The sequence below is a fragment of the Facklamia sp. P13055 genome (assembly GCF_050409445.1).
GTDB lineage: Bacteria > Bacillota > Bacilli > Lactobacillales > Aerococcaceae > Facklamia.
In genome coordinates this window covers 41217-63351 of the sequence record NZ_JBNUPL010000009.1, presented here as the reverse complement: position 1 = coordinate 63351, position 22135 = coordinate 41217, and the positions used below count along the sequence as shown (strand labels likewise).

Below are 22135 nucleotides of genomic sequence, written 5' to 3'. Positions count from 1 at the left end.
TCCAGACCTGGGGAGCGACTTATCCAAAGTTGGCTGAACAATTGAGACTAAAAAAATCTTTTCTCATTTATGCATTTTCCCAAGGAAATATGGGCATCCCTTTATACCAACAAACTATCAGAGGCCTTCAATAAACAATTGAAGAAAAGAACGAAAGTTAAGGAACAGTTTCCCCATGAAGCCTCTCTGGAAAAAGCAGTCTATTGTTATATTACCGAGTATAACGCAAAGTTTAGACAGCGAATTCATAAAGGATTTGGGAAAGTTACCTTTGAACTTCGAAATCTTTTGGATCAAAGAAGACCAATTAACGAGACGAAATTAAGAGAAGGCATCACAAAGCCCCAAGTATCTTAATGGACTAAACTAGCGCCCATTGGTTGCTTCCCTCGCATTTTAGATGACCTATCGATCTCAAAGATACTAACAAATCTATAGGGCGGTCGAAAGCTCTTCTAAAATGCGAGGTTAGGATCGGAAATAATCGGAATGTTGATAAAATAATTACAATCTTATAATGTAGGTTACACAATTTATTTGACACTACCGTGTTGCACTTGTTATGATAATTTATCTTTTTAAAACAAACCAAGCATACAGTGCAAATCCTCCTATCATAATAATCAAAGTTAAAATTTGCTTTAACTCGTAGGGAAGAGGCGATAGATTTAAAAGATATTCTGGTAGTGTAATTAACAAAAGTGTTACGAGTAAAACCGCTGTTTTGGACCAAATTGATAATAAAATTAAGTTCAAAACCATAATAGACCCAATGAGAAGGCTGACGGTAGAGTCTAATGTTATAACTGGTGTTTGAGTCATACTATCTACATAATATAAAGCAACATAGGCAGCTATAGTTACAAGTGAAATAATAGCAAATACTAAATACTTCATTTTGTCTGATAATCTAGCTGGAATAATATTTCTAAAAGCAGCAAGCACTGCAACAATAAATGCTCCAGCAATAACTAAATGACCCATAATCTCTAGAATCGAAAAAGAGAATTCGCCTCTCATCAAATTAGGTAAGATAATGAAAGAATAGGATGCAACCATAATGCCAATAATATTCTTAATAGCAGAACGGTGATCAACTAACATTTCATTGGCTATTGACCTCATATAATCTTTAGGCGACGAACCAATAATATGCTCAATCGGCTTCCCTTGGCCTTCAGCTTGTATGAGATGATCTTCTAACTCACTAACTATCTCCTCAATCTCATTCGTTTCCTTACCTTTAGAAACTAAGTATACGGTTAGATTTTCTAAAAACTCTTTACTTTGTTTCGATAGTTGAGTATTATTTTCCATTTGTTCCATCTCCTTTATCACTATCCGTGTACGACTCTCTATTTAAAACCTTGTTAACGCTACTTTGAAGGTTTTCCCAGCGCTTAATAAAATGATCCAATTCATCTGCGCCTTTTTCAGTCAGGGAATAATATTTCCTTTTGGGACCTGCTGTGGATTTTTTTAGTGTCGATGATACTAAACCCTCTCTTTTCATTCGCATTAATAAAGGATAGATCGTACCCTCACTCATCGAATGAAAACCATAACGGGATAATTTTTCTGCCAGTTCATAACCATATACTTCTTTATTTTTTATAATCATCAGAATGCATCCATCAATGACTCCTTTTAACATTTGTGTAGAAGACAAATTACCCCTCCTTTTACAGAACGAATTCACTATCTTGTATTACATAGTATTTTAAGATTATTATACAGCTAGCTACCTTGTAATGCAAGAGTTAGTTTAAAATTCAATTACCCCTTCTTAAAGATGAGGTGACTCTTCTAATATTAAGTTTTGGTGAATTGTAAAATGAACTTAGCCATATAAATTAGAATAAGAGCCAGTGAGTCTGCTAATCTATGTAGTAACAACACAGACATAGAATAGCAGACTCCACATGGCTCAAACCGAGCAATCACTCGGTTACTCGGACGTTCACCTCAGACCATTCATACAAAAGTGAAACGCGGGGCAGTTACTCAGAAACGCAAACAATCTGTAAACGGAAAGACTTATCTCTACTTCAGGGATGTCTATAGTGCTGCTGCGGGACAAGCGGCGTATGACCCCTTGCATGAGGGAACGGGACGACAACCTAAGTGGGTCAATAGTAAGGACTTTATCGATTGGGCGGATAAGGCTACTCAGTGAGAGGTGGAGCCCTGATGCGGTTGTTGGTTACGCTGAACGTCATAAATTGTTCTGTGAAGACTTGATCCCTTGCACAAAAACGCTTTATAACTGGATCAATGCGGGTCTCATGCGAACGAAGAATAGTGATTTACCTGAAAAGGTATCACGCAAACCGCACAAGGCTTTTGAACCTGGACCCAGACGCCGCAAAATCCTGGGCAAATCGGTTGAAGAACGCCCCCAGAAAGTGGAAGACCGTGAGAAATGGGGACACTGGGAAATCGATACTGTGGTAGGTCCGCATGGTGAAGAGGACCCTGCCTTATTGACGTTGGTTAAACGACACTCACGCTTTGAGTGGCTTATTTTGATTAAGAATCAGACAAGTCAGGTCGTTTATCAAGCGATCACTCAACTCATGAACTCCCTAGGAGAGGAAGCTGAGCGACTTTTTAAGACTTTTACAAGTAATAACGGTTCAGAATTCAGCTCACTCACAAAAGCCGTCTCCTCTGTAGCTGAGGTCTACTTCGCTCACCCTTACTCATCTTGGGAGCGTGGCACCAGTGAAAACCCACACCGTCTCGTTCGACGCTATATACCAAAAGGGGAGTCTTTAGCTAGGTATACACAGGTAGATATTGATCGCATTCAACAATGGATGAATGACAGGCCCCGGAAGCTATTAGGTTACGCCACGGCTCACGAAGTGTTTGTTAAGGCGTGGAAGAATGAACAGAAAACAGCTTGACGTGAGGGCTTGACAAGGAGCCTCCTTCGCCATGGTTTCCTAGCGTAAACGCCAGATAAACCGCTCAGCCCATCAGGCTACCATGGCTCAGCTCCTTATCAAACCCTCACAGAAAGATTAAACAACTACACGGATCATTGAACTCACACTTCTCATGGGCGAGGACTCCTTTGTACTAGGTGGCTAAGTTGTATTTGCAATTTATATCTAAATAACAATTATAGTACGCGTCATAAGCAACATCTCTATTTTTAGTTTGCGTCTTGGTCGCGTATAAGGAACACCAGTGTATTTTCATATTTTTATAGAAAATGTGCATTGATAGGCGTTGTGTACCCTGCATCTGCTATTAAATAAGTCGGATTAAAAGAAGGGATTTTTTCAAATAAGAAGGGGAAAGCCAGTGTATCGTAGGTATTTCCTGAATGGACACTATAAGCTAATACCCATCCCCTTGCGATCGCAAGCTGTTTGAATAGTATAGGCAAAAACTTGGCCATGGTCCCCTTTATGAAACCACCCTACCTCCGAATCATTGGGACTGATTGTTTGGGACTTTGTTAAGGTCTCCTTTTTTGTGTTTTTTAGCGACTTTTTTCTATGAATCATCCGATCTGCTTGAACAGCTTCCAGCATTTCATCTGCCAACCATTTGGCTTGTACCGGCACTTCTTCGTTGGTATATTTCCGGCCATTCGCACAAGCTTTGACGTGAGTACATCCATAAAAACTGCTTGGGTATCGACTACTCCTGCCTCCAAACACTGCGTGAGTATCTGGCTAAAAATCTGTTGGGCGATTCTTGTTCCTTCAAAACGCCACTTGTAATTCTTTCCAAAGGTTGAAAAATGGGGCACTGAATCCGTGAGAGATAATCCTAAGAACCAGCGATAAGCAACATTCACTTGAATTTCTTGAATGGTTTGGCGCATGCTTGGAATACCTTAGAGATGTTGAATGATGAGATTTTGATAAGCGTAATCGGATCAAAACTTGGACGTCCACTATCCAAACAATAGACATCTTCTACTAAAGCATAGTTGAATGAAAAATTTATAGGGCGATCAATTTTTCTCAGAAGATGGTCTTCAAGAACGAGTTCTTCAAGGGCATGAAAAGCGATCTGATTACGTGCTTCAAATGTTTTACTATCGGCATTAACTGACATCATGGAAATCACCCATTTTCTTTTTATTATACATAAAAAAGCCCTCTAAATCACTATAAGTTGTGATCTAGAGGGTTCTATCTACATACTGATATCTCCCTAACGGAAGATGTTTAAGTATAAATGATATTCATATAATAAAAATAGGTGCATCATTTATTTACGTTTTGGTCCCAAATATTCTGAATCATCAAAGCCTAAAATTACTGAAAAAAGTGGGAATCCGAAAAGAAGCCCGAGACCATATCCAACACCCTTTCCAAACACTTTTGCTAAGTCTAAACAAAACATGATGATAAAATAGATATTTGCTAGCGGAACTAATAGCCATAACACTTTCCATCCATTACCGTATACAATTTTAAATTGAATATATAGTTGATAAATAGGGATCAGTGACTTCCACCCAGCTTCACCAGCCTTTTCAAAAAGTTTCCACATACCTACAATAAAAATAATTACAAATACCATGTATAGTATACTTGAAAAACCGTCTGACATATTTCCCATTTACTCACTCTCCTTCTTATATTTTTTAAGTATACTATATAAAATTAAAAATAACTAATAAAATTTAAAAACAAAAAACACCTTCCAATAAAGGAAAGTGTCTTGAATATCTGCTGTAATAATGATTGGTACTCGATTCCTGCGGAATCTCCGTCCCATAGCACATTCGTAAGGGAACAAGTTCGCAACGACTGTCCTAACGTTTTGAGAATTGAGAAGCTTTACGAGCTTTCTTAAGACCTGGTTTTTTACGTTCTACCATACGAGGGTCACGTGTTAGAAGTCCAGCTGATTTTAATGCAGGACGGAAGTCTGGATCGACGTTTAATAATGCACGTGCGATTCCGTGACGAATGGCACCTGATTGACCAGAGAAGCCTCCACCTTTTACGTTCACAATAACATCATAAGATCCTAAAGTTTCAGTAGCGTTGAATGGTTGGTTGATTACTTCGTGTAAGTGAGCAAATGGAATGTATTCTTCCAAAGGCTTACCATTCACAGTGAATTCACCAGTTCCTGGTACTAAGCGTACGCGTGCTGATGAGTTTTTACGACGACCTGTTCCTAAGTATTGTACTGTAGCCATTTAATCCCTCCTTATATTAATGTATTGATGTCTAATTTTTTAGGTTGTTGAGCGGCATGGTTATGCTCTGAACCTTCATAGACAAAAAGTTTAGTGAATTGTTTGCGACCTAAACGGTTGTCTGGTAACATTCCTTTTACTGAACGTTCGATTAAGCGTGTAGGTTTCTTGTCGCGCATTTCACCTGCTGTAGTGACACGCATTCCACCAGGATGTCCTGAGTAATTATAATATTTCTTGTCTGTTGCTTTTTTACCAGTTAAGGCAATTTTTTCAGCATTAATTACGATTACAAAGTCACCTGTATCCACGTGTGGGGTATAGGTGGGTTTATTTTTTCCGCGTAAGATTGATGCAACAACAGTTGAAAGGCGTCCCAATGGGATATCTGTGGCATCTAATAATACCCAGTTGCGTTCAACTTCGTTCTTTTTAGCCATATATGTTTGACGCACGTTGTTTTCCTCCAATATTTGTCTAGTTGTTTACGGTTACGATGAGTTTCCGGGGCTCATGTGTGGGGTAAACAATACCGTCAACTATTATATTCCTTATTAACCCCTAATGTCAAGCGATTTTCTCACACTGCTTCAAATTTATTTTGCTTTCGATCAACAGTCATTTGCCTTCATGGTATAATCATTTCAAAGGAAGTGAAATTTATGAAAGCTCAAGAAAGACGCCAAGCCATTTTAGCATTCTTAAAAGAACAAAGCGAAGCGATAACGGCCAATGAGTTAGCTAGTCGTTATCAAGTCAGTCGTCAGGTAATTGTTGGAGATATTGCTTTATTACGTGCCCATCATAAAGTAGAAATTTTAGCCACTAATCAGGGATATTTAATTCCTTCTTCCCCGATTAACAATACTGCTACTAAGGGGTATACGGGGGTGATTGTTTGTCGTCATGATGATAGTCAAATGCGGCTAGAGTTAGAAACAATATTAGCCTATCAGGGTAAAGTGCTTGATGTGCAAATAGAGCATCCGGTTTATGGTTTATTGTCTGCTGCCCTTCATATTCATTCGCAAGCTGATCTTGAAGCCTTTCTAGAACGTATGGCAACTTATGAAGGTGAAATGTTAGCATCCTTAACGGATGGTATTCATTCACATACCATACAGGTGCCTAGTCTAAAAGAATTTAAGCTAATCGAAAATGCTTTGTCACAAGAAAAAATCCTCTATGTATAGACAGGTGTCTTGACACCATTATAGATTGTTGTTAAACTGCTTTTATAGTAAATTTTTTGGAGGTTCTTATGTCTCAAACTACTCGCTTATCTAAAACACGCCAATTGACGTTCGCTAGCTTACTCACAGCAATTGGTATTATCATACCAATGGTTATGCCACTTAAAATTGTGATTCCTCCTGCTTCTTATACTTTGGCTAGTCATGTGGCAATTTTTATGGCCATGTTTATTTCGCCTTTTACAGCTGTTTTAGTAAGTTTAGGTACTAGTCTGGGATTTCAATTAGCTGGCTTTCCTATGATTATTGTTGCAAGAGCTGCTTCGCACGTTGTATTTGCTTTTGTTGGCGCTAAAATGCTTCAACAAAAACCGCAATGGTTAGCAACAAGTCGCAATAAATGGACGTTTTCTTTCATCATCAACTTAATTCATGCGGTTGCTGAAGTATTCGTCGTCTATGTGATCACCCAAGCAGGTTTTAGCCAAGCCAGTGAAAACTTCTTATATGTTTTAATTGTTCTAGTGGGTGGAGGAACTCTTATCCACGGCATGGTTGATTATTTCTTAAGTGATTATTTCGCTAAACAATTAGCAACACGAGCTAAAATTCCTGTCTATCCAATGGTATAGTAAATTCTATATACTAAAAGGCAAGTGGAAACACTTTGCCTTTTATTTTTTTCCTATGATACAATCAAAACAAATGCCTAGCGAGGAGGAAAATGATGAATCACCCTGATGTTATTGTTATTGGTGGAGGCACTAGCGGAATGATGGCAGCAATCCACGCTGGCATGAATGGCGCGCGTGTGCTGTTACTTGAAAAAAATTATAAATTAGGACGCAAATTAATTCTTACCGGAGGAGGCCGCTGTAATGTCACCAATCGTTCACCTCGTGAAGTATTCATTGACCATATTCCAGGTAATGGTAAGTTTCTTTATTCTGTATTAGAACAATTTGATTCACAAGATATAATCGATTTTTTTCAAACACGAGGTGTTCGCTTAAAAGAAGAAGATCATGGGCGGATGTTTCCCATTTCGGACTCTGCGCGCACCATTCGCGACTGTTTAATTAATGAGATGAAACATTATGCCATTGAAGTAATTGCTGGTGAACCTGTTGAAGAAGTTCTGTATAATCAAGAAACAGCTTCTGTTAGAGGTGTTCAAACCAGCAAAGCGACATATACTGCCAAAGCTGTCATCTTAGCCTCAGGCGGCAAGGCCTATCCTCGCACCGGTTCGACAGGAGATGGCTATCGATGGGCCAAAGACGCTGGTCACAGTTTGACGGATTTTTATGCCACTGAAGTCCCCTTATTATCCAACGATTCCTTTGTTCAAGACAAGTCATTACAAGGTATTTCATTGAGGGACGTTAATGTCAAAGTACTAGATAAAAAAGGGAAAACAATTGTTTCCCATCAAATGGATATGATTTTTACCCACTTTGGTTATTCAGGACCAGCTATTTTAAGATGCTCCGGCCATGTCAATTTATACCTTAAAGAAAGCCAAGAAAAAATTGCGAATCTAACCATTGATCTTATCCCATATATTTCATATGAAGAGCTCAAGAAACTGGCAGAAGAACAAAGAGAAAAGCAAGTTGATAACATTCTGCGCCAATGGTTACCTGACAAACTAAATGGCTTGATTCAAAAACAAGTAGGAATCCAAGAAAAGTCAGCTTATAAGCAAGTCAACCATTCTATTCAAGAAGCGCTGTGGAAACGAGTCAAAGCTTTTCCACTCACTGTTTATGGCAGTCAACCACTTGAAAAAGGTTTTGTAACGGGTGGAGGGGTTAACTTAAAAGAAATCACCCCTCAAACCATGGCGTCTAAATTAATGAAAGGCCTCTATTTCTGTGGTGAAATCATTGACATTAATGGATATACAGGTGGCTATAACATTACAGCTGCTTTTGCAACAGGTGCTGTTTCTGGACAACACGCAGCTTGGTTCAGTCTTTCTTCGTAAAGAGTTTATATTTTTCATTGCAATAAAAAACATCGCAGCCAAGGCTTGCGATGTTTTTGTCTTTATCTATTTTTATTCAGCACTTGTTTCTTCAGTACTCTCAGCGTCGCTATCCTTATCTTCATCTTCTAATTCAAAAGCTTTCGGATTCGATACAATTAACACGCCATTTACAACCATTGATTCAGCTGGTAAATCGTTCCATTGTCTCAATTGGTCAATACTTACTTCATACTTGTCTGCTAAAACTTCGAGTGTCTCGCCAGGAGCTACTTGATGGTAGTCTACCCATGGATTAGTGACAGCAATTTCTTCACCAATATAGACCACGTTGTCAAGTAAACCGTTCCATTCACGAAGCGCTTCAACCGAAACTTCGAATTGATTCGCTATACTTTCTAAGGAATCTTCTTCAGTCACCTTATAAATACTCGGTGCCTTTTCAGGATGGGAAAGGGTTAATTCTGTTCCTTGCTCAATTTCTTTACCTTCTTCTAATTCGCTCCATTCAATAATTTGAGCTTCTGTTACTGGGTAAACCTCTAATAAGTCTTGAATTCTTTCGTCTTCCATTAAAGTATGCTTAATTGGATAAATTTCTTCTAATGGGCGAGCTTGTTTAAAGACTGTAATCGCTTGGCTTGGATCCTTCAAGTAAAGAATATCTCCTACTTCAATCGCATCATTTAAGAGGCCGTTCCATTGGCGTAAATCATTTTCATTAATGTCATTAGCCTTTGCAATATCAGCCAATTTTTCCCCTTCAGTCACTTCATGAGTCGGCAAGTCAATACTTTCAGGATCTAGCGCCTTGGTTCTCGGATCAGTGAGTTTATCTTCATCTTTTTGTAAAGTTTTAGGTTTGCGAATATTCACTTCGCGCGGCTCCTTTTTAAGAGTCTTTGGTTTTTCATTATTAATACCTAGCCCATCGCTTTGTGGTTGAGAATCACTGGATGTATCTGGCGTGGTGGTTAATTGATTACCTGTTGAGTTATTAGAAGTTGTGTTAGTTTGACTTGGTACATAATTGGAGCCTGAGCTTGGTAAATAAATCACTTCACCAGGGTAGATCATGGTATCTGTTCGACCATTAAAAGCCATCAGTTGACGGCCAGTCATACCATAGGCTTGAGCAATAGTATCAAAGTTGTCCCCCGCCACAACCGTGTAAGCATTGGATGAGTAAGACGGTTGACTTGGACGGTTGGGATTTGTAAGATCAGTTGATCCGTTAGATGTTACTGCTAGTTTATCTCCCGGATAGATTAAATCTGAAACTAAGCCGTTCCATGCCACTAACTGATTAACAGTCACACCATATCTTAAAGCAATGGTATAAAGGCTATCACCTTTATTAACAACATACGAACCTTGATTGTTGGATCCTTGATTAGCCCCCCCAGGTGTTACAGAAGTAGTTCCTCCATCAGCTACTGCTAATAAGTCCCCTACATCAATAAAGTCGGAGGACAGCCCGTTCATAGCCTTTAACTGACTAACCGTTAAGCCGTAGGCATTAGCAATTTTATAAAGACTGTCGCCTTTTTGAACCACATAAGTGGCTGGATTTTCTTTCACTACCGGTGGCTGACTTGGTTGATCTGATGTATTTGAACCATTTAAAGCTAAACGATCACCTACATCTATATAGTTACCTGTGAGACCATTAAAAGATCGTAATTGATCGACGGATAAACCGAATTTATTTGCAATGGAATAGAGGGTATCCCCTTTTTTTACGACATAATAACCTGCCTCCTCTTGATTACTACTTTTGTCTCCTCCATCCATACTCACAATCAATTGAGTACCTATATCGATAGTTGTTCTTGATAAGCCATTTAAAGCCATTAAGTCTTGTTCAGACAAACCATATTTACGAGCTATGCTATAAATCGTATCGCCTTTTTCGACCACATGGGTGGTATTGGCTGATGCTTGAGTCAAGCCCATTAAAGTGATAACAGACAAGCAAATAGCCGATTTATTGATCAGCTGTTGAATTGTTTTCTTCATCTATGAGAACCCCCTTTTTTAATAGTTTTGTTTAGTAACTATAGTATAACATGCCCCAATAAGCAGGCAAAGTTATTCTACCGGAAATCATTTTAGATTCATACTTTTGTCATTAATTATTAACACGACAGTAAGATTATCTATTCAATTTATTATTTTTTTATATGAATCCTTATGCTATATAAAATTTTATATAAGTGGCTATTTTGGTTCGCCTTTCTATTGAAATAAGAATTACTATATGGTATTTTCAACTTGTTTGATAAATATTTTTTGGTGGTGATATTCTTGTCGTTAAATTTTAAGATAAGTATTAAAGTTGCTCCGTGTCATCGTCATTATTTTGCATTTCTTCATCAAGCGCTAAGTAAAGCTCATTACCTCCCATCTCATTATTCAATTATCCCCATACTCTTATGCGACTTAAGTTCAGCCCATATCAATGTTAATACTCTAATCATTGATAGCAACGGAGATTTTTGGTACTCCAACCAATCCTTAGAACAAATTTCACACAATATACTCCAAGACCAACACCTCTTCATACCTTTTAATAGTTGTTTAGATAGCCTTCTTTGGCTCAATTTACGCTATTGCTCCTATTTTAATACACTCGAAGATCATACTAATCGACAAACGGTTATCAAATACGGCTTCTTCTACTATCAATTAAATACTGATCGTAACTTATCTTTTATCTATCCCTTATCCATTCGATACCAAGCTTTATCTTTTAATAGCAATCGCCCTTATAACCCTCCTTCTATCTACTCTTTTAATCACTTTGTAGATTTCAGCCTATAAATAGGCATAAACTTTTTAGTTAGAAAATAAAAAAACTTGATTGTCGCTACTAAACGACAATCAAGTTTTTTAAAAGAGTCCAAAGAATCTTTTTTTCTTTTTTCTTATTGATTTTGAGTGTTTAGCTTCTAACTTATGAATGGGATCTCCGTTAAAGATATCCCGAGCATTTTGTAAGAAGTAGTCGACCTTTGCCTGACCAAAATCTTGTTCTAGTTGATTAAATGCAGCCTTCATATTAAATGGTCGAAAATCCACATGGTGGACGTCAGAAGCAATAACATGTGCTAAATTAAGTTCAATCATTTCTCTTGCTGTTTTTTGAAATTTTTCACCATATAAGCCCACATAAGAAGAAGAAGTGATTTGTGATAAACATCCCATCTGAATTAAGTCATATAAATCCTCATAATTTTCAGCTAATTGATGATTTCTTTCTGGATGCGCAATTAAAGGTGTTATTCCCATATCAATTAACTGCAATAACATTTTAGGCGCAAATTCTGGGACTTTAGCAGTTGGAAATTCAATCAAATAATATTTATCCGATCCATCTAGAGATAATAAATCACCATTATAATAATCTTCCATAAATTGCTTGGTTAAGCGTATTTCTTGACCGGGATACACTTTAACTTGTAGGCCAGCTCTTTCGTAATCAGCAGATAATTTGTCCGTAAATTTTATAACATCCTCTTTATGATTAATAAATTGACCATTACGATGGTGGGGGGTTAAAACAATATGTTGGACCCCTTCTTCTTGACCCATTTTAGCTAGGTAAATAGAATCTTCTAGCGTTTGCGCCCCATCGTCTACTCCGGGTATAAGATGTGAATGTAAATCAACAATCATTTTTATTACTCACCCTTGCTATCTTTTTCGGAATCATGTCCATAACCATAACCATAATATGAATAATAGCCTGATCCTTCTTCACGCGGAACACCATTCATAACATATCCTAAAATATTCGCATTGACATTATCTAAGATTTCTTTCGCTTGGCGTACTTCCTCACGACGAACATAGCCATAACGTAATACCATCAAAATACCATCCACACGTGTTGCTAAAATTTGTGGATCAGCCACAGCAGTAATAGGTGGCGTATCATAGATTATCAAATCAAAATATTGATTCAACTCATGCATAATGGATGTCATACGAGCTGAACCGAGTAATTCTGAAGGGTTCGGCGGAATAGGTCCACACGGCAATAAGTAAAGACCTGTTTCGGGATTATGTTGAACTACCTGATTAAATTTGACCTCAGGATTGGCAATTAAGGTTGACAGTCCTTCTTTATTATCGATTCTAAAAGTTCGATGAAGGGTTGGCTTACGCATATCCGCATCAACAATCAAAACCTTTTTCTCTGTTTGAGCCATAACAACCGCTAAGTTTGCTGAAACGGTCGACTTGCCTTCAGCCGGAATACAAGAAGAAATTAGTAAACTCTTAAGCTTCCGATCGACTTGAGCAAATTCAATATTCGTACGGATGGCACGGAATTGCTCCGCATTAATAGATTGAGGAGATGTATAAGTAATTAAAGAGATTCCAAATTCTTGATCTTTTAATAATTTGCTTTCTTTTTTCTTTCGAGTATTAAACATGCTAAACCTTCTTTCTAGTCCGTTTTTGTGATTTACTACTTGCTATACGAGAACTTTTCACTTCTTTACTTGAAAGTTGATAAATATGTCCTAAATCATTCATTCCTAGACTTGCCATAAATTCATCATCTTTGACGGTTGTGTCAGAAATTTCGGATAATAAAATAATTAAGATGGCAATCGCCAGACCCATTAGGGCCCCAATAATTGAATAAATTGGCAAACTAGGAGAAACTCGGTTTGGGTTAAAGGAAGCTGGAGAAAGAATAAAAATGTTGGTATCTTCTCCCCCATAAATATCGCTGACTGTTTCTTCAAAAACTGTAATCACATTATAAAGAACATTTTGAGCAGCTTGAGGGGACTCAAGCTGAACGGAAACATAAAAAGCTTGTGAGTTTGGTGATTGTTCCACCGTAATAGCATCTTTTAAATCTCCTACCGAATAAGCCTTATTGGCATCATCGCTCACTCGATTAAGAACACTGTCACCCGTGATAATATCGCGGTAAGTATTAATCAACTGTGAGTTAGCTTGTAATTCACTGTATTGGATAGGCGATTGTCCCATTCGCTCTTCTGATTGATTCACTAAAAGCTGAGCCGTTGAGCGGTAATTAGGTGTTACAAATAAAATCATAAAAGCAATCGCCAAAATGATCCCTAAGAGAATTAAACTAAATATTTTAAAAGCATGCTTAGTAAATAATTTCCATAAATCTTTTAAGCTAATTTCTTCTTGTTGCATGTTAACCTCCGTATTGTGTGCTATCATTAGCAAATTTTATTATCTTTTCTTTCATAATTTTAGGCTGATGAACCGCCTCTTTCAAACTTTCGACAAATTCCAAAGTCTCTTGTAGTGGAATTGGTACAACTTTTCCAACAAATATTTGATCATTTAATTGATTTTCAACAAGTTCTGATCCGGTCAATAATTCTTCATAAAGCTTCTCACCTGGTCGAATACCTGACTCTCGAATACCGATTTCTTCAACTGTATGCCCGGAAAGGAGAATCATTTTCTTGGCTAAATCAAGAATTTTAACAGGTTCCCCCATGTCAAGGATAAAAACTTCACCATCTTGGGCAAAAGTTCCAGCAAAAACAACTAATTGGCTGGCTTCTGGAATAGTCATAAAATAGCGAATCATTCTAAAATCTGTAACTAACACAGGACCTCCAGCGGCTATTTGCTTTTTAAAAGCAGGAACAACACTGCCTCGACTGCCCAGTACATTTCCAAAACGAACTGCACAATAAAGGGATGCTGACTGCTTGTTCATGCCAGTGATAATTAACTCAGCTACTCGTTTAGTCGCTCCCATAATATTAGGGGGATTGACCGCTTTATCCGTAGATATCATTACCATTTTAGACACTCTAGCTTGATCGACAGCTCGTGCGACATTGTATGTGCCCAAAATATTATTTTTATAAGCTTCGACCGGGTTAGCTTCCATTAAAGGTACGTGTTTGTGAGCAGCCGCGTGATAGATAATATCAGGTTGATATTCTTTAAATATTTCTAATAGACGGTCATAGTCTTGGATATCCGCAATAACCGGAATATATTGAATCATACGTTCGTTATAAGTTTTAATCATCTCATGATAGATAAGATAGATAGAGTTCTCCCCATGCCCTAATAAAATAACTTTTGCTGGATTATGTTTAGAAATTTGACGGGTTATTTCAGATCCGATAGACCCTCCTGCTCCCGTTATTAGAATGGTTTTCCCTTCTAATTCCTTTCTCATAGCAGTTTCGTCTAGTTCGATTTCCTGACGGCCCAAAAGGTCTGAAATCTTAATTTCACGCATGGATTCTTTTGGTTGATGGATTCCTAATAAAACGTCTTCAACTTTTGGCATATTATAAACGCGCACACCTAATTCGTTACAATAACGAAGTATTTCTTCATATTTTTCTGGTTTCAGGGAAGGAATAGCAATGACAGCTTTTACGATATTGTACTGCTTAGTTAATTCCGTAAGTTGTTCTAAGCCCCCTACTACCTCGACGCCTCCTATATTCATACCAATTTTAGAGTGGTCTTCATCTAGGATAGCAACCACTTTTTCGTTTCTTGGATGACGTTGGTAAGCATTCATAAAAAGTGATCCACCGTCTCCTGCTCCAATTAATACAATATTTTCTCTATTTTTGTTATCGATATTAGTGACTCTGTTTTTAGTGTGATAAATATATTGCCATAATATTCGTAAAGCACTGATTGCAACTCCTGCTAGACCTGCTACTATAATTAAATAGCGAAAAGAGAGCCATTTAAGCACTATAGATAAAATCAACCCAGAAATTAAATTGGCAAAAATAACAATTAAAAATAAAAGCGAAAAGTCGACCATAGTCGCATAGCGCTTTATACGTGAATCGACTTTAAAATGTTTAGAGACTGCATAATATAAACCAAAGGACAATAATAAATGTCCCACATAAAACTGCATTGGGACTTTGAATATACCTAAAAAAATGACTAAAGCAACAATTGTTGCTAGACAAAAAGCTAAAAGGTCACTGACTGCCCATATCAATCGTTTGTGGGCAAAAGGTAGGTTTTCTACCCATTGAACGAAACGAAGTGATAACGTCTCTTGGTTTCTTAACATGCTTTCATTCCTCACTATAATCTATTAGCTATATAGAACATTATCTTTCTCTAGTACGTCCTAATTTTGATAGCCATATTATCTCTATCATTTTACCGATATTATTAGGCACTTTCAATGTGTTTAAGGACAAATTTCATTAAAACTATCTAATTATAGTCAGGAAAATAAAAAAAGCAAACGATTTAAGGTTAAAACCACCTTAAATCGTTTGCCTAATCAATTTATTTAATTGACTTACATCATACCCATACCTGGTTGGGCAGGCATTTCAGGTTCGTCTTTAGGAATTTCAGCTACGACAGCTTCAGTTGTTAATAATAAAGCGGCTACTGATGCAGCATTTTGTAAGGCTGAACGAGTTACCTTAGTTGGATCAACAATACCAGATTGAATCATATCTTCAAACTGATCCGTTGTTGCATTATAGCCTGTTCCTTCTTTTGAAGAAATAATTTTATTGACGATCACTGAGCCTTCACGACCTGCATTTTCAGCAATTTGACGAACAGGTTCTTCTAAAGCACGAACCACAATCTTCACCCCAGTTGCTTCATCATCAGTTTCTGTTTCTGTGGCAGCTACTTGATCTTTAATGATTAAGTAAGCTGCTCCTCCACCCGCTACGATTCCCTCTTCAACAGCAGCGCGAGTGGCATTTAATGCATCTTCAATACGTAATTTAACTTCTTTTTGTTCGGTTTCAGTTGCTGCTCCGACTTTAATGACTGCTACACCACCAGCTAATTTGGCTAAACGTTCTTGTAATTTTTCTTTGTCGTAGCTTGAAGTAGTTTCTTCTGCTTGGTGACGAATTAAAGCTACACGTTCTTTAATAGCTTCGGATGAACCAGCACCTTCAACAATCGTTGTGTCATCTTTAGTCACAGTCACTTTTCCAGCTGAACCTAAGTGGTCGATGGTTGCATCTTTTAATTCAAAGCCTAATTCTTCAGAAATTACAGTAGCTCCAGTAAGAATCGCAACATCTTCTAACATCGCTTTACGACGGTCTCCAAATCCTGGTGCTTTAACTGCAGCTACATTTAAAGTTCCGCGTAATTTATTTAAAACTAAAGTTGGTAAAGCTTCCCCTTCAACATCTTCAGCAATAATCAATAACGGACGGCCAGATTGCATTACTGCTTCTAATACTGGAAGCGCATCTTGAATGTTAGAAATCTTGCGGTCTGTAATTAAGATATATGGATTTTCTAAATCTGAAATCATTTTTTCATTATCGGTTACCATATATTGTGATAAGTAACCACGATCGAATTGCATACCTTCTACAACTGATAATTCAGTCTCAATGGTTTGAGAATCTTCAATAGTGATTACACCATCGTTGCCGACTTTTTCCATAGCATCAGCAATCAATTCGCCAACCTTTTGGTCTCCTGATGATACAGCTGCTACTTGTGCAATCGCTTCTTTAGAAGATACAGGTTGTGATAATTCTTCTAAAGCTGCTACAGCTGTCTTAGTTGCTTTATCAATTCCACGACGAATACCAACTGGGTTAGCACCTGCTGTAACGTTCTTCATTCCTTCACGTGCAATTGCTTGAGTTAAAACAGTGGCAGTCGTTGTTCCGTCTCCAGCTATATCATTGGTTTTTGAAGCTACTTCTTGCACTAATTGAGCACCCATATTTTCATAACGGTCTTCCAATTCTATTTCACGCGCAATGGTTACCCCGTCGTTTGTAATAAGTGGAGAACCGTAAGTCTTATCTAAGACAACGTTACGTCCCTTAGGGCCCATTGTTGTTTTAACCGTATCTGCTAATAAGTCTACCCCGCGCAATAAAGCTGCACGTGCGTCTTCTGAGAATTTCAATTCTTTTGCCATTTATACCGCTCCTTTATATCTTTTTCTATTGAGTTCTTTATTAAATATCTTTTATTCAATAATTGCTAAAGCTTCTTTTAATTCGATAATAATAAATTTTTCACCTTGGTCTTCAATCTCGGTCGCTGAATAAGATTTATAGATAACTTGATCGCCAACTTTAATTCCGTCTTCTGATTCTATTTCAGGACCAACCGATACTACTTCACCAATTTGTTGTTTTTCTTGAGCAGAGCTAGGTAACACAAAGCCGCTTGCTGTTGTTTCTTCGACTTCCTTTGGTTTTAGAACAATACGTTTTGCTAAAGGTTTCAACATGAAAATCCCTCCAAATTTTATTATTTAGCACTCTGTTGATATAAGTGCTAATCACAATTAATATATTAGACCATCTTTGATTAAAAAGCAAGAAATAGATATAAAAATCTCATTATTTTTTCCTAAAACCATAAAAAAACTTCTCACTATAAATAGTAAGAAGTCCAATCATTTTCTATTCTCTTGCTAACTGATCAGCAATTTCTTCTTGGTTAATGAAATAAATCAAGGTCTGCAGTTCATTGGTTAAATCAACATTTTGTACGCGAACACTTTCAGGTACTTCAAAACGTAATGGGGTAAAGTTCAAAACTCCCTTTATACCAGCAGCTATTAATCGTTCCATTATTTCGTCTGCATATTCTTGAGGAACAGTTAAGATAGCCACATCGATTGCTTGGATTTCTAATTGCTCTTCTAACTCATCAATCGAATAGATAGGAATGCCCGAATGGACAGTTCCAATCAAATCAGGATTGACATCAAAACCGGCACCAATTCTGACATTATTAGATTTTCTAAAGTTATAGTTTAATAAGGCATTCCCTAATGATCCAACTCCGATCAAGGCAGTGGTTGTTAGACGATCTTGATTGAGTGTCTTCCCAAAAAACTGAAGCAAATATTCCACATCATAACCATAGCCTCTTTTCCCAAGGGCTCCAAAATAAGAAAAATCACGCCGAATGGTCGCACTGTCAACTTTAACAGCATCACTGAGTTCGGTTGATGAAATGCGCGTCTTACCAGCATTGTATAAGTATCGCAAATAACGATGATAAATTGGCAAACGCTTGGCCGTCGCTCGTGGGATTTCTTTCACCATTCTACTTCCTCCGTTCATCCTAACTTTCACTTGTTTGTGTGTTTTCTCACAATTTGATAAGTCTAGTATATCATCAAACGAAGATAATGCCAATCAGTAGAGAGTCTTTTTTAAAAAAAATTCACAAACTTTTTAAAAAGCCAGTTGAATCGAAACTAGTGAGAGTTTAATAAGCGTGCTATAATGGGAGAGATTGAACAAAGGGGGATGGCCCGTGATTTTACTACAAGCAAACAATATCAGTCGTCGTTTTGCCGATGTGACTTTATACGAAGACGTTAACTTTTCGATTCAAGAACGTGACCGAATTGCATTGGTCGGACGTAATGGAACGGGTAAGTCGACTCTAATTAAACAAATCATTGGTGATGAACCCATCAATGATGGTCAATTTAGTCGTGCTAAAAAGCTAAACATCGGTTACTTAGAACAACATATAGCAGTAGATTCTCTTTTAACTGTTTGGGATGAAATGCTGTCTCTTTTTTCTAAAAAATTAGTTATGAGAGACCAAGCCCAAGAAATTGCTGACAAACTAGCGAATCTAGCTGATCAAGGTGATACTCAATCTATTTTATATCAAGAGACCTTGGCCCAATATGATCAAATTCAAATGGAATTACAAGCAAAAAATGTCTATCAAATCGAATCTACTATTCGAACTGTTCTTCATGGGTTTGGTTTTTATCCGGAGGATTATGATCAACCTATTCAAAGTCTATCTGGAGGCCAAAAGACTCGTATCGCCTTAGCCAGACTCTTATTACAAGACTATGACTTATTAATTCTGGATGAGCCTACCAACCATTTAGACATGCAGACTTTAAGCTGGTTAGAAAAGTTTTTAACCACCTATCAAGGCGCACTTTTAATCGTTTCTCACGATCGCTATTTTTTAGATAAAGTCGCAACTCAAATCTATGAAATTCGCGACCACCATCTACATCATTATCAAGGTAATTATTCTTTTTATGTCCAAGAAAAAGCAGCTCGCATGGAACACGCTCAAAAACAATATCTCAAACAGCAAGCTGAGATTAATCGTTTAGAAGAATTTGTCCAAAAAAACATTGCCCGTGCTTCCACTACTAAAAGAGCCCAAAGCCGACGCAAACAGTTAGAAAAGATGGACCGCATTGAAGCACCTAAACAAGATGCTAAGGCTCCTCGTATTCAATTTTCAATTGCCAAAGAATCGGGTGAAAAAGTTATTCAGGCAGAAAATTTGAGTATTGGTTATTCTCCTACAGATGTTCTTTGTCAAAACATCAACCTTGACCTGACCAAGCAAAATGCTATCGCTATTGTTGGTCCTAATGGAATTGGGAAAACGACTCTTCTAAAAACTCTTTTAGGCTATCTTCCAGTTATCGATGGTACAATTAAGAAGGGAACCAATGTCCAAATTGGCTACTACGACCAAAACGTCAACCATCTGTCTGGCGACGTTACCGTACTCGAGACCCTTTGGCGTGCTCATGATACAACAGATGAGTGGAAAATCCGTTCCATTTTAGGCTCTTTTCTTTTTAGTGGAGAAACGGTGGAAAAGAAAGTCAGTCTGCTCAGTGGTGGTGAAAAAGCTCGTTTAGCCTTAGCTCTTTTAGCGGCTGATCACGATAATACCCTATTGTTGGATGAGCCAACCAACCACTTAGATATTGATTCGAAAGAAGTCTTAGAAGAAGCACTCATTAACTTTAACGGAACGCTGCTATTTGTTTCTCATGATCGTTACTTTATTAATCGGATTGCTACTCATGTTTTAGAAATAGCTGCTGACAAGAGCCAGCTTTATCTTGGCGATTATGATTACTATTTAGCTAAAAAAGAAGAATTTGAAGCCTTTGAAGCAGCTGAGGAAAATAAGAATGGGCAAAAAGAAGAACTTATCTCTGCTGGTCAGCTGTCTTATGAAGAAAATAAAAAAATAAAAAGTGAACTAAGAAGACTACAGAAATTAGCAGACGAAGCTTGGACTGATAACGAAGCTCTTGAAGAAATGATCGAAAAAGATAAAGAAATGATGCTTGAAGCAGCAAATGCTAACGATCATCAAGCATTAATTGCTATTGATCAGAAAATAAAAGAAAAGCAAGAAACTAGTAATCAGTTAGTTACACAATGGGAAGAATACAGTCTGGCTATTGAAGACTATCTTGAAAAATACCCCGATTTAAAATAAATTTAAAAACACACACTGAAAATTTCAGTGTGTGTGTTCTTTATAGAGTCATAGCTGGTCTGGCATTGGCTGCTAAATCCGTATATTCTTCCTTTAATAACTTTGGATAGGCAGCTGCTCCAATCATGGCTGCATTATCTCCGCATAATGCTAAAGGTGGAATTAAAAGTTCTACATTAGGGTAGTGAGCTTCGAACAGGCTTTGTATGCTTGCTCTCAATTCACTATTGGCGGCTACTCCGCCGGCTAAAACAAATTGCTTAATCTCTGGACGATTTTCCAAAGCCTTGCTAACTTTTCCCGTTAAAACATCCACACAGGCACGTTGAAAACTCGCTGCTAAATCAACTGGCTGGATGCTTTCTCCTCTTTGGTTAGCGTTGTGAACCAGGTTCATCACCGCACTCTTCATACCTGAAAATGAAAAATCTAAGTTATTCTCATTTAACATGGCACGAGGGATTGAATAAATTTCTGGGTTTCCTTCTTTAGCCATTTGATCAAGATACTTACCTGCTGGATAAGGTAAGTCTAGCAAGCGGCCTACCTTATCATAAGCCTCTCCTACCGCATCATCTTGCGTTTCACCAATGACTTGATAATTATTCGCCGACTTCATAACCACCAACTCAGTATGTCCACCACTGACAATTAAAGCCATTAATGGAAACTCTAAGTTTTTAATAAAGCGGCTGGCATAAATATGTCCAGCTAAATGGTTGACAGCAATTAAAGGCTTTTTATATAAATAGGACAATGTCTTAGCTGCAGTAACTCCAATTAATAGAGGGCCAACTAGCCCAGGACCTTGGGTCACTGCGATCGCATCTACCTGATCAATCGATTCTAGTTGGGCTTCTTCTAATGCTAACTTCAAAACTTGACTGATTTGTTCGACATGGTGACGACTAGCTACCTCAGGGACAACACCGCCAAATCGCATATGACTCTTTACCTGGGAGGCAACAATATTCGCTTTAATATGACAGCCATTTTCTATCAAGGCTACACTCGTCTCATCACAAGACGATTCAATGGCTAATATTAAATTTTCTTCTTGCATTGGCTATTCCTCCTACTCAAATGTTAACTGCATAACCCAGCCATCTTCAACCGGATCATGATAATAGTTAGGCCGTTCATCAATTATCTTAAATCCCACTGCTTGATATACGGCAATAGCCACCTGATTACTGACTCGAACTTCCAAGTTAACTTTTTCTACTTTATTTTCTTGAAATTGATCTAGAAGAGCTCTTAAAAAAGCTTTTCCCTTCCCTTTGCCTCTGTATAGAGGACCAACCCAAAAATAATTTATGTTTGCTTCTTCAAAAAGGACTTGTCCGCCACAACAAGCCACTAACTCTTGGGCGTCGGTCCAAATCCATAATCTAGCATAAGGACTCTGCCATTCTTGAATGGTGGCATCCGCTGACCAATTAAAACTTTGAGCAATGGCTAAGATTTGCTGAAGTAAAGCAGGTTCTTTATCTGCTTTTGCGATTTCTTTAAGCATCATTT

25 protein-coding genes and 1 pseudogene are annotated in these 22135 nt (G+C 37.7%); 7 read left to right on the top strand and 19 right to left on the bottom strand.

Translation table 11 applies throughout. The annotated features are described in order from the left end of the window. Positions 1–69 precede the first annotated feature (69 nt). Positions 70–357 (top strand): transposase, encoded by a 288-nt coding sequence (locus tag ACQV2O_RS05125; protein WP_428875147.1) that lies wholly within the window; start codon positions 70–72, stop codon positions 355–357. 213 nt (positions 358–570) lie between these two features. On the opposite strand, the gene ACQV2O_RS05120 is transcribed toward ACQV2O_RS05125, so the two are convergent. After that, positions 571–1317 (bottom strand): HAAS domain-containing protein, encoded by a 747-nt coding sequence (locus tag ACQV2O_RS05120; RefSeq protein WP_428875146.1) that lies wholly within the window; start codon positions 1315–1317, stop codon positions 571–573. Continuing rightward, on the bottom strand, positions 1307–1669 hold the full coding sequence (locus ACQV2O_RS05115; RefSeq protein ID WP_428874021.1) for a PadR family transcriptional regulator: 363 nt from the start codon (positions 1667–1669) through the stop codon (positions 1307–1309). Before ACQV2O_RS05115 ends, ACQV2O_RS05120 begins: the two co-directional genes overlap by 11 nt. 385 nt (positions 1670–2054) lie before the next feature. Here ACQV2O_RS05115 and ACQV2O_RS05110 point away from each other — a divergent pair, with 385 nt between their 5' ends. Further along, positions 2055–2909, top strand: coding sequence for an IS30 family transposase (locus tag ACQV2O_RS05110; RefSeq protein ID WP_428875145.1), 855 nt, complete (start codon positions 2055–2057; stop codon positions 2907–2909). Between the two features lie 302 nt (positions 2910–3211). Here the strand turns inward: ACQV2O_RS05110 and ACQV2O_RS05105 are convergent, their stop codons facing one another. From ACQV2O_RS05105 to rplM, 7 genes and pseudogenes are all read right to left on the bottom strand, one after another. After that, positions 3212–3409: a hypothetical protein gene (locus tag ACQV2O_RS05105; protein ID WP_428875144.1), complete on the bottom strand. Its 198-nt coding sequence runs from the start codon at positions 3407–3409 to the stop codon at positions 3212–3214. Then, on the bottom strand, positions 3342–3674 hold the full coding sequence (locus ACQV2O_RS05100; RefSeq protein WP_428875148.1) for a hypothetical protein: 333 nt from the start codon (positions 3672–3674) through the stop codon (positions 3342–3344). The genes ACQV2O_RS05105 and ACQV2O_RS05100 overlap by 68 nt, the downstream gene beginning before the upstream one ends. Before the next feature lie 68 nt (positions 3675–3742). Next, positions 3743–3841: pseudogene (locus tag ACQV2O_RS05095) on the bottom strand (transposase); the annotation flags it as partial. Further along, positions 3811–4080, bottom strand: coding sequence for a hypothetical protein (locus ACQV2O_RS05090; RefSeq protein WP_428875143.1), 270 nt, complete (start codon positions 4078–4080; stop codon positions 3811–3813). The pseudogene ACQV2O_RS05095 and the gene ACQV2O_RS05090, both read right to left, overlap by 31 nt. A gap of 153 nt (positions 4081–4233) precedes the next feature. Further along, a complete protein-coding gene (locus tag ACQV2O_RS05085) occupies positions 4234–4587 on the bottom strand; it encodes a DUF5684 domain-containing protein (RefSeq protein WP_428874019.1) in 354 nt (117 codons plus the stop codon). 196 nt (positions 4588–4783) lie between these two features. Continuing rightward, complete coding sequence (gene rpsI / locus ACQV2O_RS05080; RefSeq protein ID WP_090289633.1) at positions 4784–5176, bottom strand: 30S ribosomal protein S9; 393 nt, start codon at positions 5174–5176, stop codon at positions 4784–4786. An 11-nt stretch (positions 5177–5187) separates the two neighbouring features. Beyond that, positions 5188–5631: a 50S ribosomal protein L13 gene (rplM, locus tag ACQV2O_RS05075; RefSeq protein ID WP_428874018.1), complete on the bottom strand. Its 444-nt coding sequence runs from the start codon at positions 5629–5631 to the stop codon at positions 5188–5190. 207 nt (positions 5632–5838) lie between these two features. Here rplM and ACQV2O_RS05070 point away from each other — a divergent pair, with 207 nt between their 5' ends. The 3 genes from ACQV2O_RS05070 (at position 5839) to ACQV2O_RS05060 (ending at position 8359) form a co-directional block, all read left to right on the top strand. After that, entirely contained in the window at positions 5839–6369 is a 531-nt protein-coding gene (locus ACQV2O_RS05070) for a 3H domain-containing protein (RefSeq protein WP_428874017.1), read from the top strand. 68 nt (positions 6370–6437) lie between these two features. Beyond that, complete coding sequence (locus ACQV2O_RS05065; protein WP_428875142.1) at positions 6438–7001, top strand: hypothetical protein; 564 nt, start codon at positions 6438–6440, stop codon at positions 6999–7001. Positions 7002–7096: 95 nt separating this feature from the next. Further along, a complete protein-coding gene (locus tag ACQV2O_RS05060) occupies positions 7097–8359 on the top strand; it encodes an NAD(P)/FAD-dependent oxidoreductase (protein ID WP_428875141.1) in 1263 nt (420 codons plus the stop codon). A gap of 72 nt (positions 8360–8431) precedes the next feature. On the opposite strand, the gene ACQV2O_RS05055 is transcribed toward ACQV2O_RS05060, so the two are convergent. Further along, the gene (locus tag ACQV2O_RS05055) at positions 8432–10378 is read right to left on the bottom strand and encodes a LysM peptidoglycan-binding domain-containing protein (RefSeq protein ID WP_428875140.1); all 1947 of its coding nucleotides are present in this window, start codon (positions 10376–10378) and stop codon (positions 8432–8434) included. A 288-nt stretch (positions 10379–10666) separates the two neighbouring features. Between ACQV2O_RS05055 and ACQV2O_RS05050 the strand changes: the two genes are divergently transcribed. Next, on the top strand, positions 10667–11182 hold the full coding sequence (locus ACQV2O_RS05050; RefSeq protein ID WP_428875139.1) for a hypothetical protein: 516 nt from the start codon (positions 10667–10669) through the stop codon (positions 11180–11182). A gap of 69 nt (positions 11183–11251) precedes the next feature. On the opposite strand, the gene ACQV2O_RS05045 is transcribed toward ACQV2O_RS05050, so the two are convergent. The 7 genes from ACQV2O_RS05045 to ACQV2O_RS05015 form a co-directional block, all read right to left on the bottom strand. Further along, on the bottom strand, positions 11252–12037 hold the full coding sequence (locus ACQV2O_RS05045) for a tyrosine-protein phosphatase (RefSeq protein WP_428875138.1): 786 nt from the start codon (positions 12035–12037) through the stop codon (positions 11252–11254). A 5-nt stretch (positions 12038–12042) separates the two neighbouring features. Then, entirely contained in the window at positions 12043–12801 is a 759-nt protein-coding gene (locus tag ACQV2O_RS05040; RefSeq protein WP_428875137.1) for a CpsD/CapB family tyrosine-protein kinase, read from the bottom strand. Between the two features lies 1 nt (position 12802). Then, complete coding sequence (locus ACQV2O_RS05035; protein WP_428875136.1) at positions 12803–13549, bottom strand: YveK family protein; 747 nt, start codon at positions 13547–13549, stop codon at positions 12803–12805. 1 nt (position 13550) lies between these two features. Further along, positions 13551–15431: a polysaccharide biosynthesis protein gene (locus ACQV2O_RS05030; protein ID WP_428875135.1), complete on the bottom strand. Its 1881-nt coding sequence runs from the start codon at positions 15429–15431 to the stop codon at positions 13551–13553. Positions 15432–15668: 237 nt separating this feature from the next. After that, complete coding sequence (gene groL / locus ACQV2O_RS05025; RefSeq protein ID WP_428875134.1) at positions 15669–17285, bottom strand: chaperonin GroEL; 1617 nt, start codon at positions 17283–17285, stop codon at positions 15669–15671. Positions 17286–17336: 51 nt separating this feature from the next. Beyond that, the gene (locus ACQV2O_RS05020) at positions 17337–17603 is read right to left on the bottom strand and encodes a co-chaperone GroES (RefSeq protein ID WP_428874005.1); all 267 of its coding nucleotides are present in this window, start codon (positions 17601–17603) and stop codon (positions 17337–17339) included. A 175-nt stretch (positions 17604–17778) separates the two neighbouring features. Beyond that, positions 17779–18429, bottom strand: coding sequence for a redox-sensing transcriptional repressor Rex (locus ACQV2O_RS05015; protein ID WP_428874003.1), 651 nt, complete (start codon positions 18427–18429; stop codon positions 17779–17781). Between the two features lie 214 nt (positions 18430–18643). Between ACQV2O_RS05015 and ACQV2O_RS05010 the strand changes: the two genes are divergently transcribed. Then, complete coding sequence (locus tag ACQV2O_RS05010; RefSeq protein WP_428874002.1) at positions 18644–20614, top strand: ABC-F family ATP-binding cassette domain-containing protein; 1971 nt, start codon at positions 18644–18646, stop codon at positions 20612–20614. Between the two features lie 40 nt (positions 20615–20654). Here ACQV2O_RS05010 and tsaD read toward each other — a convergent pair whose 3' ends face one another. Together tsaD and rimI are read right to left on the bottom strand one after the other, a co-directional pair. After that, positions 20655–21677 (bottom strand): tRNA (adenosine(37)-N6)-threonylcarbamoyltransferase complex transferase subunit TsaD, encoded by a 1023-nt coding sequence (tsaD, locus tag ACQV2O_RS05005; protein ID WP_428875133.1) that lies wholly within the window; start codon positions 21675–21677, stop codon positions 20655–20657. A 12-nt stretch (positions 21678–21689) separates the two neighbouring features. Further along, positions 21690–22133, bottom strand: coding sequence for a ribosomal protein S18-alanine N-acetyltransferase (gene rimI, locus ACQV2O_RS05000; protein ID WP_428875132.1), 444 nt, complete (start codon positions 22131–22133; stop codon positions 21690–21692). Positions 22134–22135: the final 2 nt, after the last annotated feature.

Bases quoted from the DNA above. Each gene is read 5' to 3' on its own strand.
- ACQV2O_RS05125 (WP_428875147.1), top strand. From the start codon at position 70: ATGCATTTTCCCAAGGAAATATGGGCATCCCTTTATACCAACAAACTA.
- ACQV2O_RS05120 (WP_428875146.1), bottom strand. From the start codon at position 1,317: ATGGAAAATAATACTCAACTATCGAAACAAAGTAAAGAGTTTTTAGAA.
- ACQV2O_RS05110 (WP_428875145.1), top strand. From the start codon at position 2,055: ATGTCTATAGTGCTGCTGCGGGACAAGCGGCGTATGACCCCTTGCATG.
- ACQV2O_RS05105 (WP_428875144.1), bottom strand. From the start codon at position 3,409: ATGGCCAAGTTTTTGCCTATACTATTCAAACAGCTTGCGATCGCAAGG.
- ACQV2O_RS05090 (WP_428875143.1), bottom strand. From the start codon at position 4,080: ATGATGTCAGTTAATGCCGATAGTAAAACATTTGAAGCACGTAATCAG.
- ACQV2O_RS05085 (WP_428874019.1), bottom strand. From the start codon at position 4,587: ATGGGAAATATGTCAGACGGTTTTTCAAGTATACTATACATGGTATTT.
- rpsI (WP_090289633.1), bottom strand. From the start codon at position 5,176: ATGGCTACAGTACAATACTTAGGAACAGGTCGTCGTAAAAACTCATCA.
- ACQV2O_RS05070 (WP_428874017.1), top strand. From the start codon at position 5,839: ATGAAAGCTCAAGAAAGACGCCAAGCCATTTTAGCATTCTTAAAAGAA.
- ACQV2O_RS05065 (WP_428875142.1), top strand. From the start codon at position 6,438: ATGTCTCAAACTACTCGCTTATCTAAAACACGCCAATTGACGTTCGCT.
- ACQV2O_RS05060 (WP_428875141.1), top strand. From the start codon at position 7,097: ATGAATCACCCTGATGTTATTGTTATTGGTGGAGGCACTAGCGGAATG.
- ACQV2O_RS05055 (WP_428875140.1), bottom strand. From the start codon at position 10,378: ATGAAGAAAACAATTCAACAGCTGATCAATAAATCGGCTATTTGCTTG.
- ACQV2O_RS05045 (WP_428875138.1), bottom strand. From the start codon at position 12,037: ATGATTGTTGATTTACATTCACATCTTATACCCGGAGTAGACGATGGG.
- ACQV2O_RS05040 (WP_428875137.1), bottom strand. From the start codon at position 12,801: ATGTTTAATACTCGAAAGAAAAAAGAAAGCAAATTATTAAAAGATCAA.
- ACQV2O_RS05035 (WP_428875136.1), bottom strand. From the start codon at position 13,549: ATGCAACAAGAAGAAATTAGCTTAAAAGATTTATGGAAATTATTTACT.
- ACQV2O_RS05030 (WP_428875135.1), bottom strand. From the start codon at position 15,431: ATGTTAAGAAACCAAGAGACGTTATCACTTCGTTTCGTTCAATGGGTA.
- groL (WP_428875134.1), bottom strand. From the start codon at position 17,285: ATGGCAAAAGAATTGAAATTCTCAGAAGACGCACGTGCAGCTTTATTG.
- ACQV2O_RS05020 (WP_428874005.1), bottom strand. From the start codon at position 17,603: ATGTTGAAACCTTTAGCAAAACGTATTGTTCTAAAACCAAAGGAAGTC.
- ACQV2O_RS05015 (WP_428874003.1), bottom strand. From the start codon at position 18,429: ATGGTGAAAGAAATCCCACGAGCGACGGCCAAGCGTTTGCCAATTTAT.
- tsaD (WP_428875133.1), bottom strand. From the start codon at position 21,677: ATGCAAGAAGAAAATTTAATATTAGCCATTGAATCGTCTTGTGATGAG.
- rimI (WP_428875132.1), bottom strand. From the start codon at position 22,133: ATGATGCTTAAAGAAATCGCAAAAGCAGATAAAGAACCTGCTTTACTT.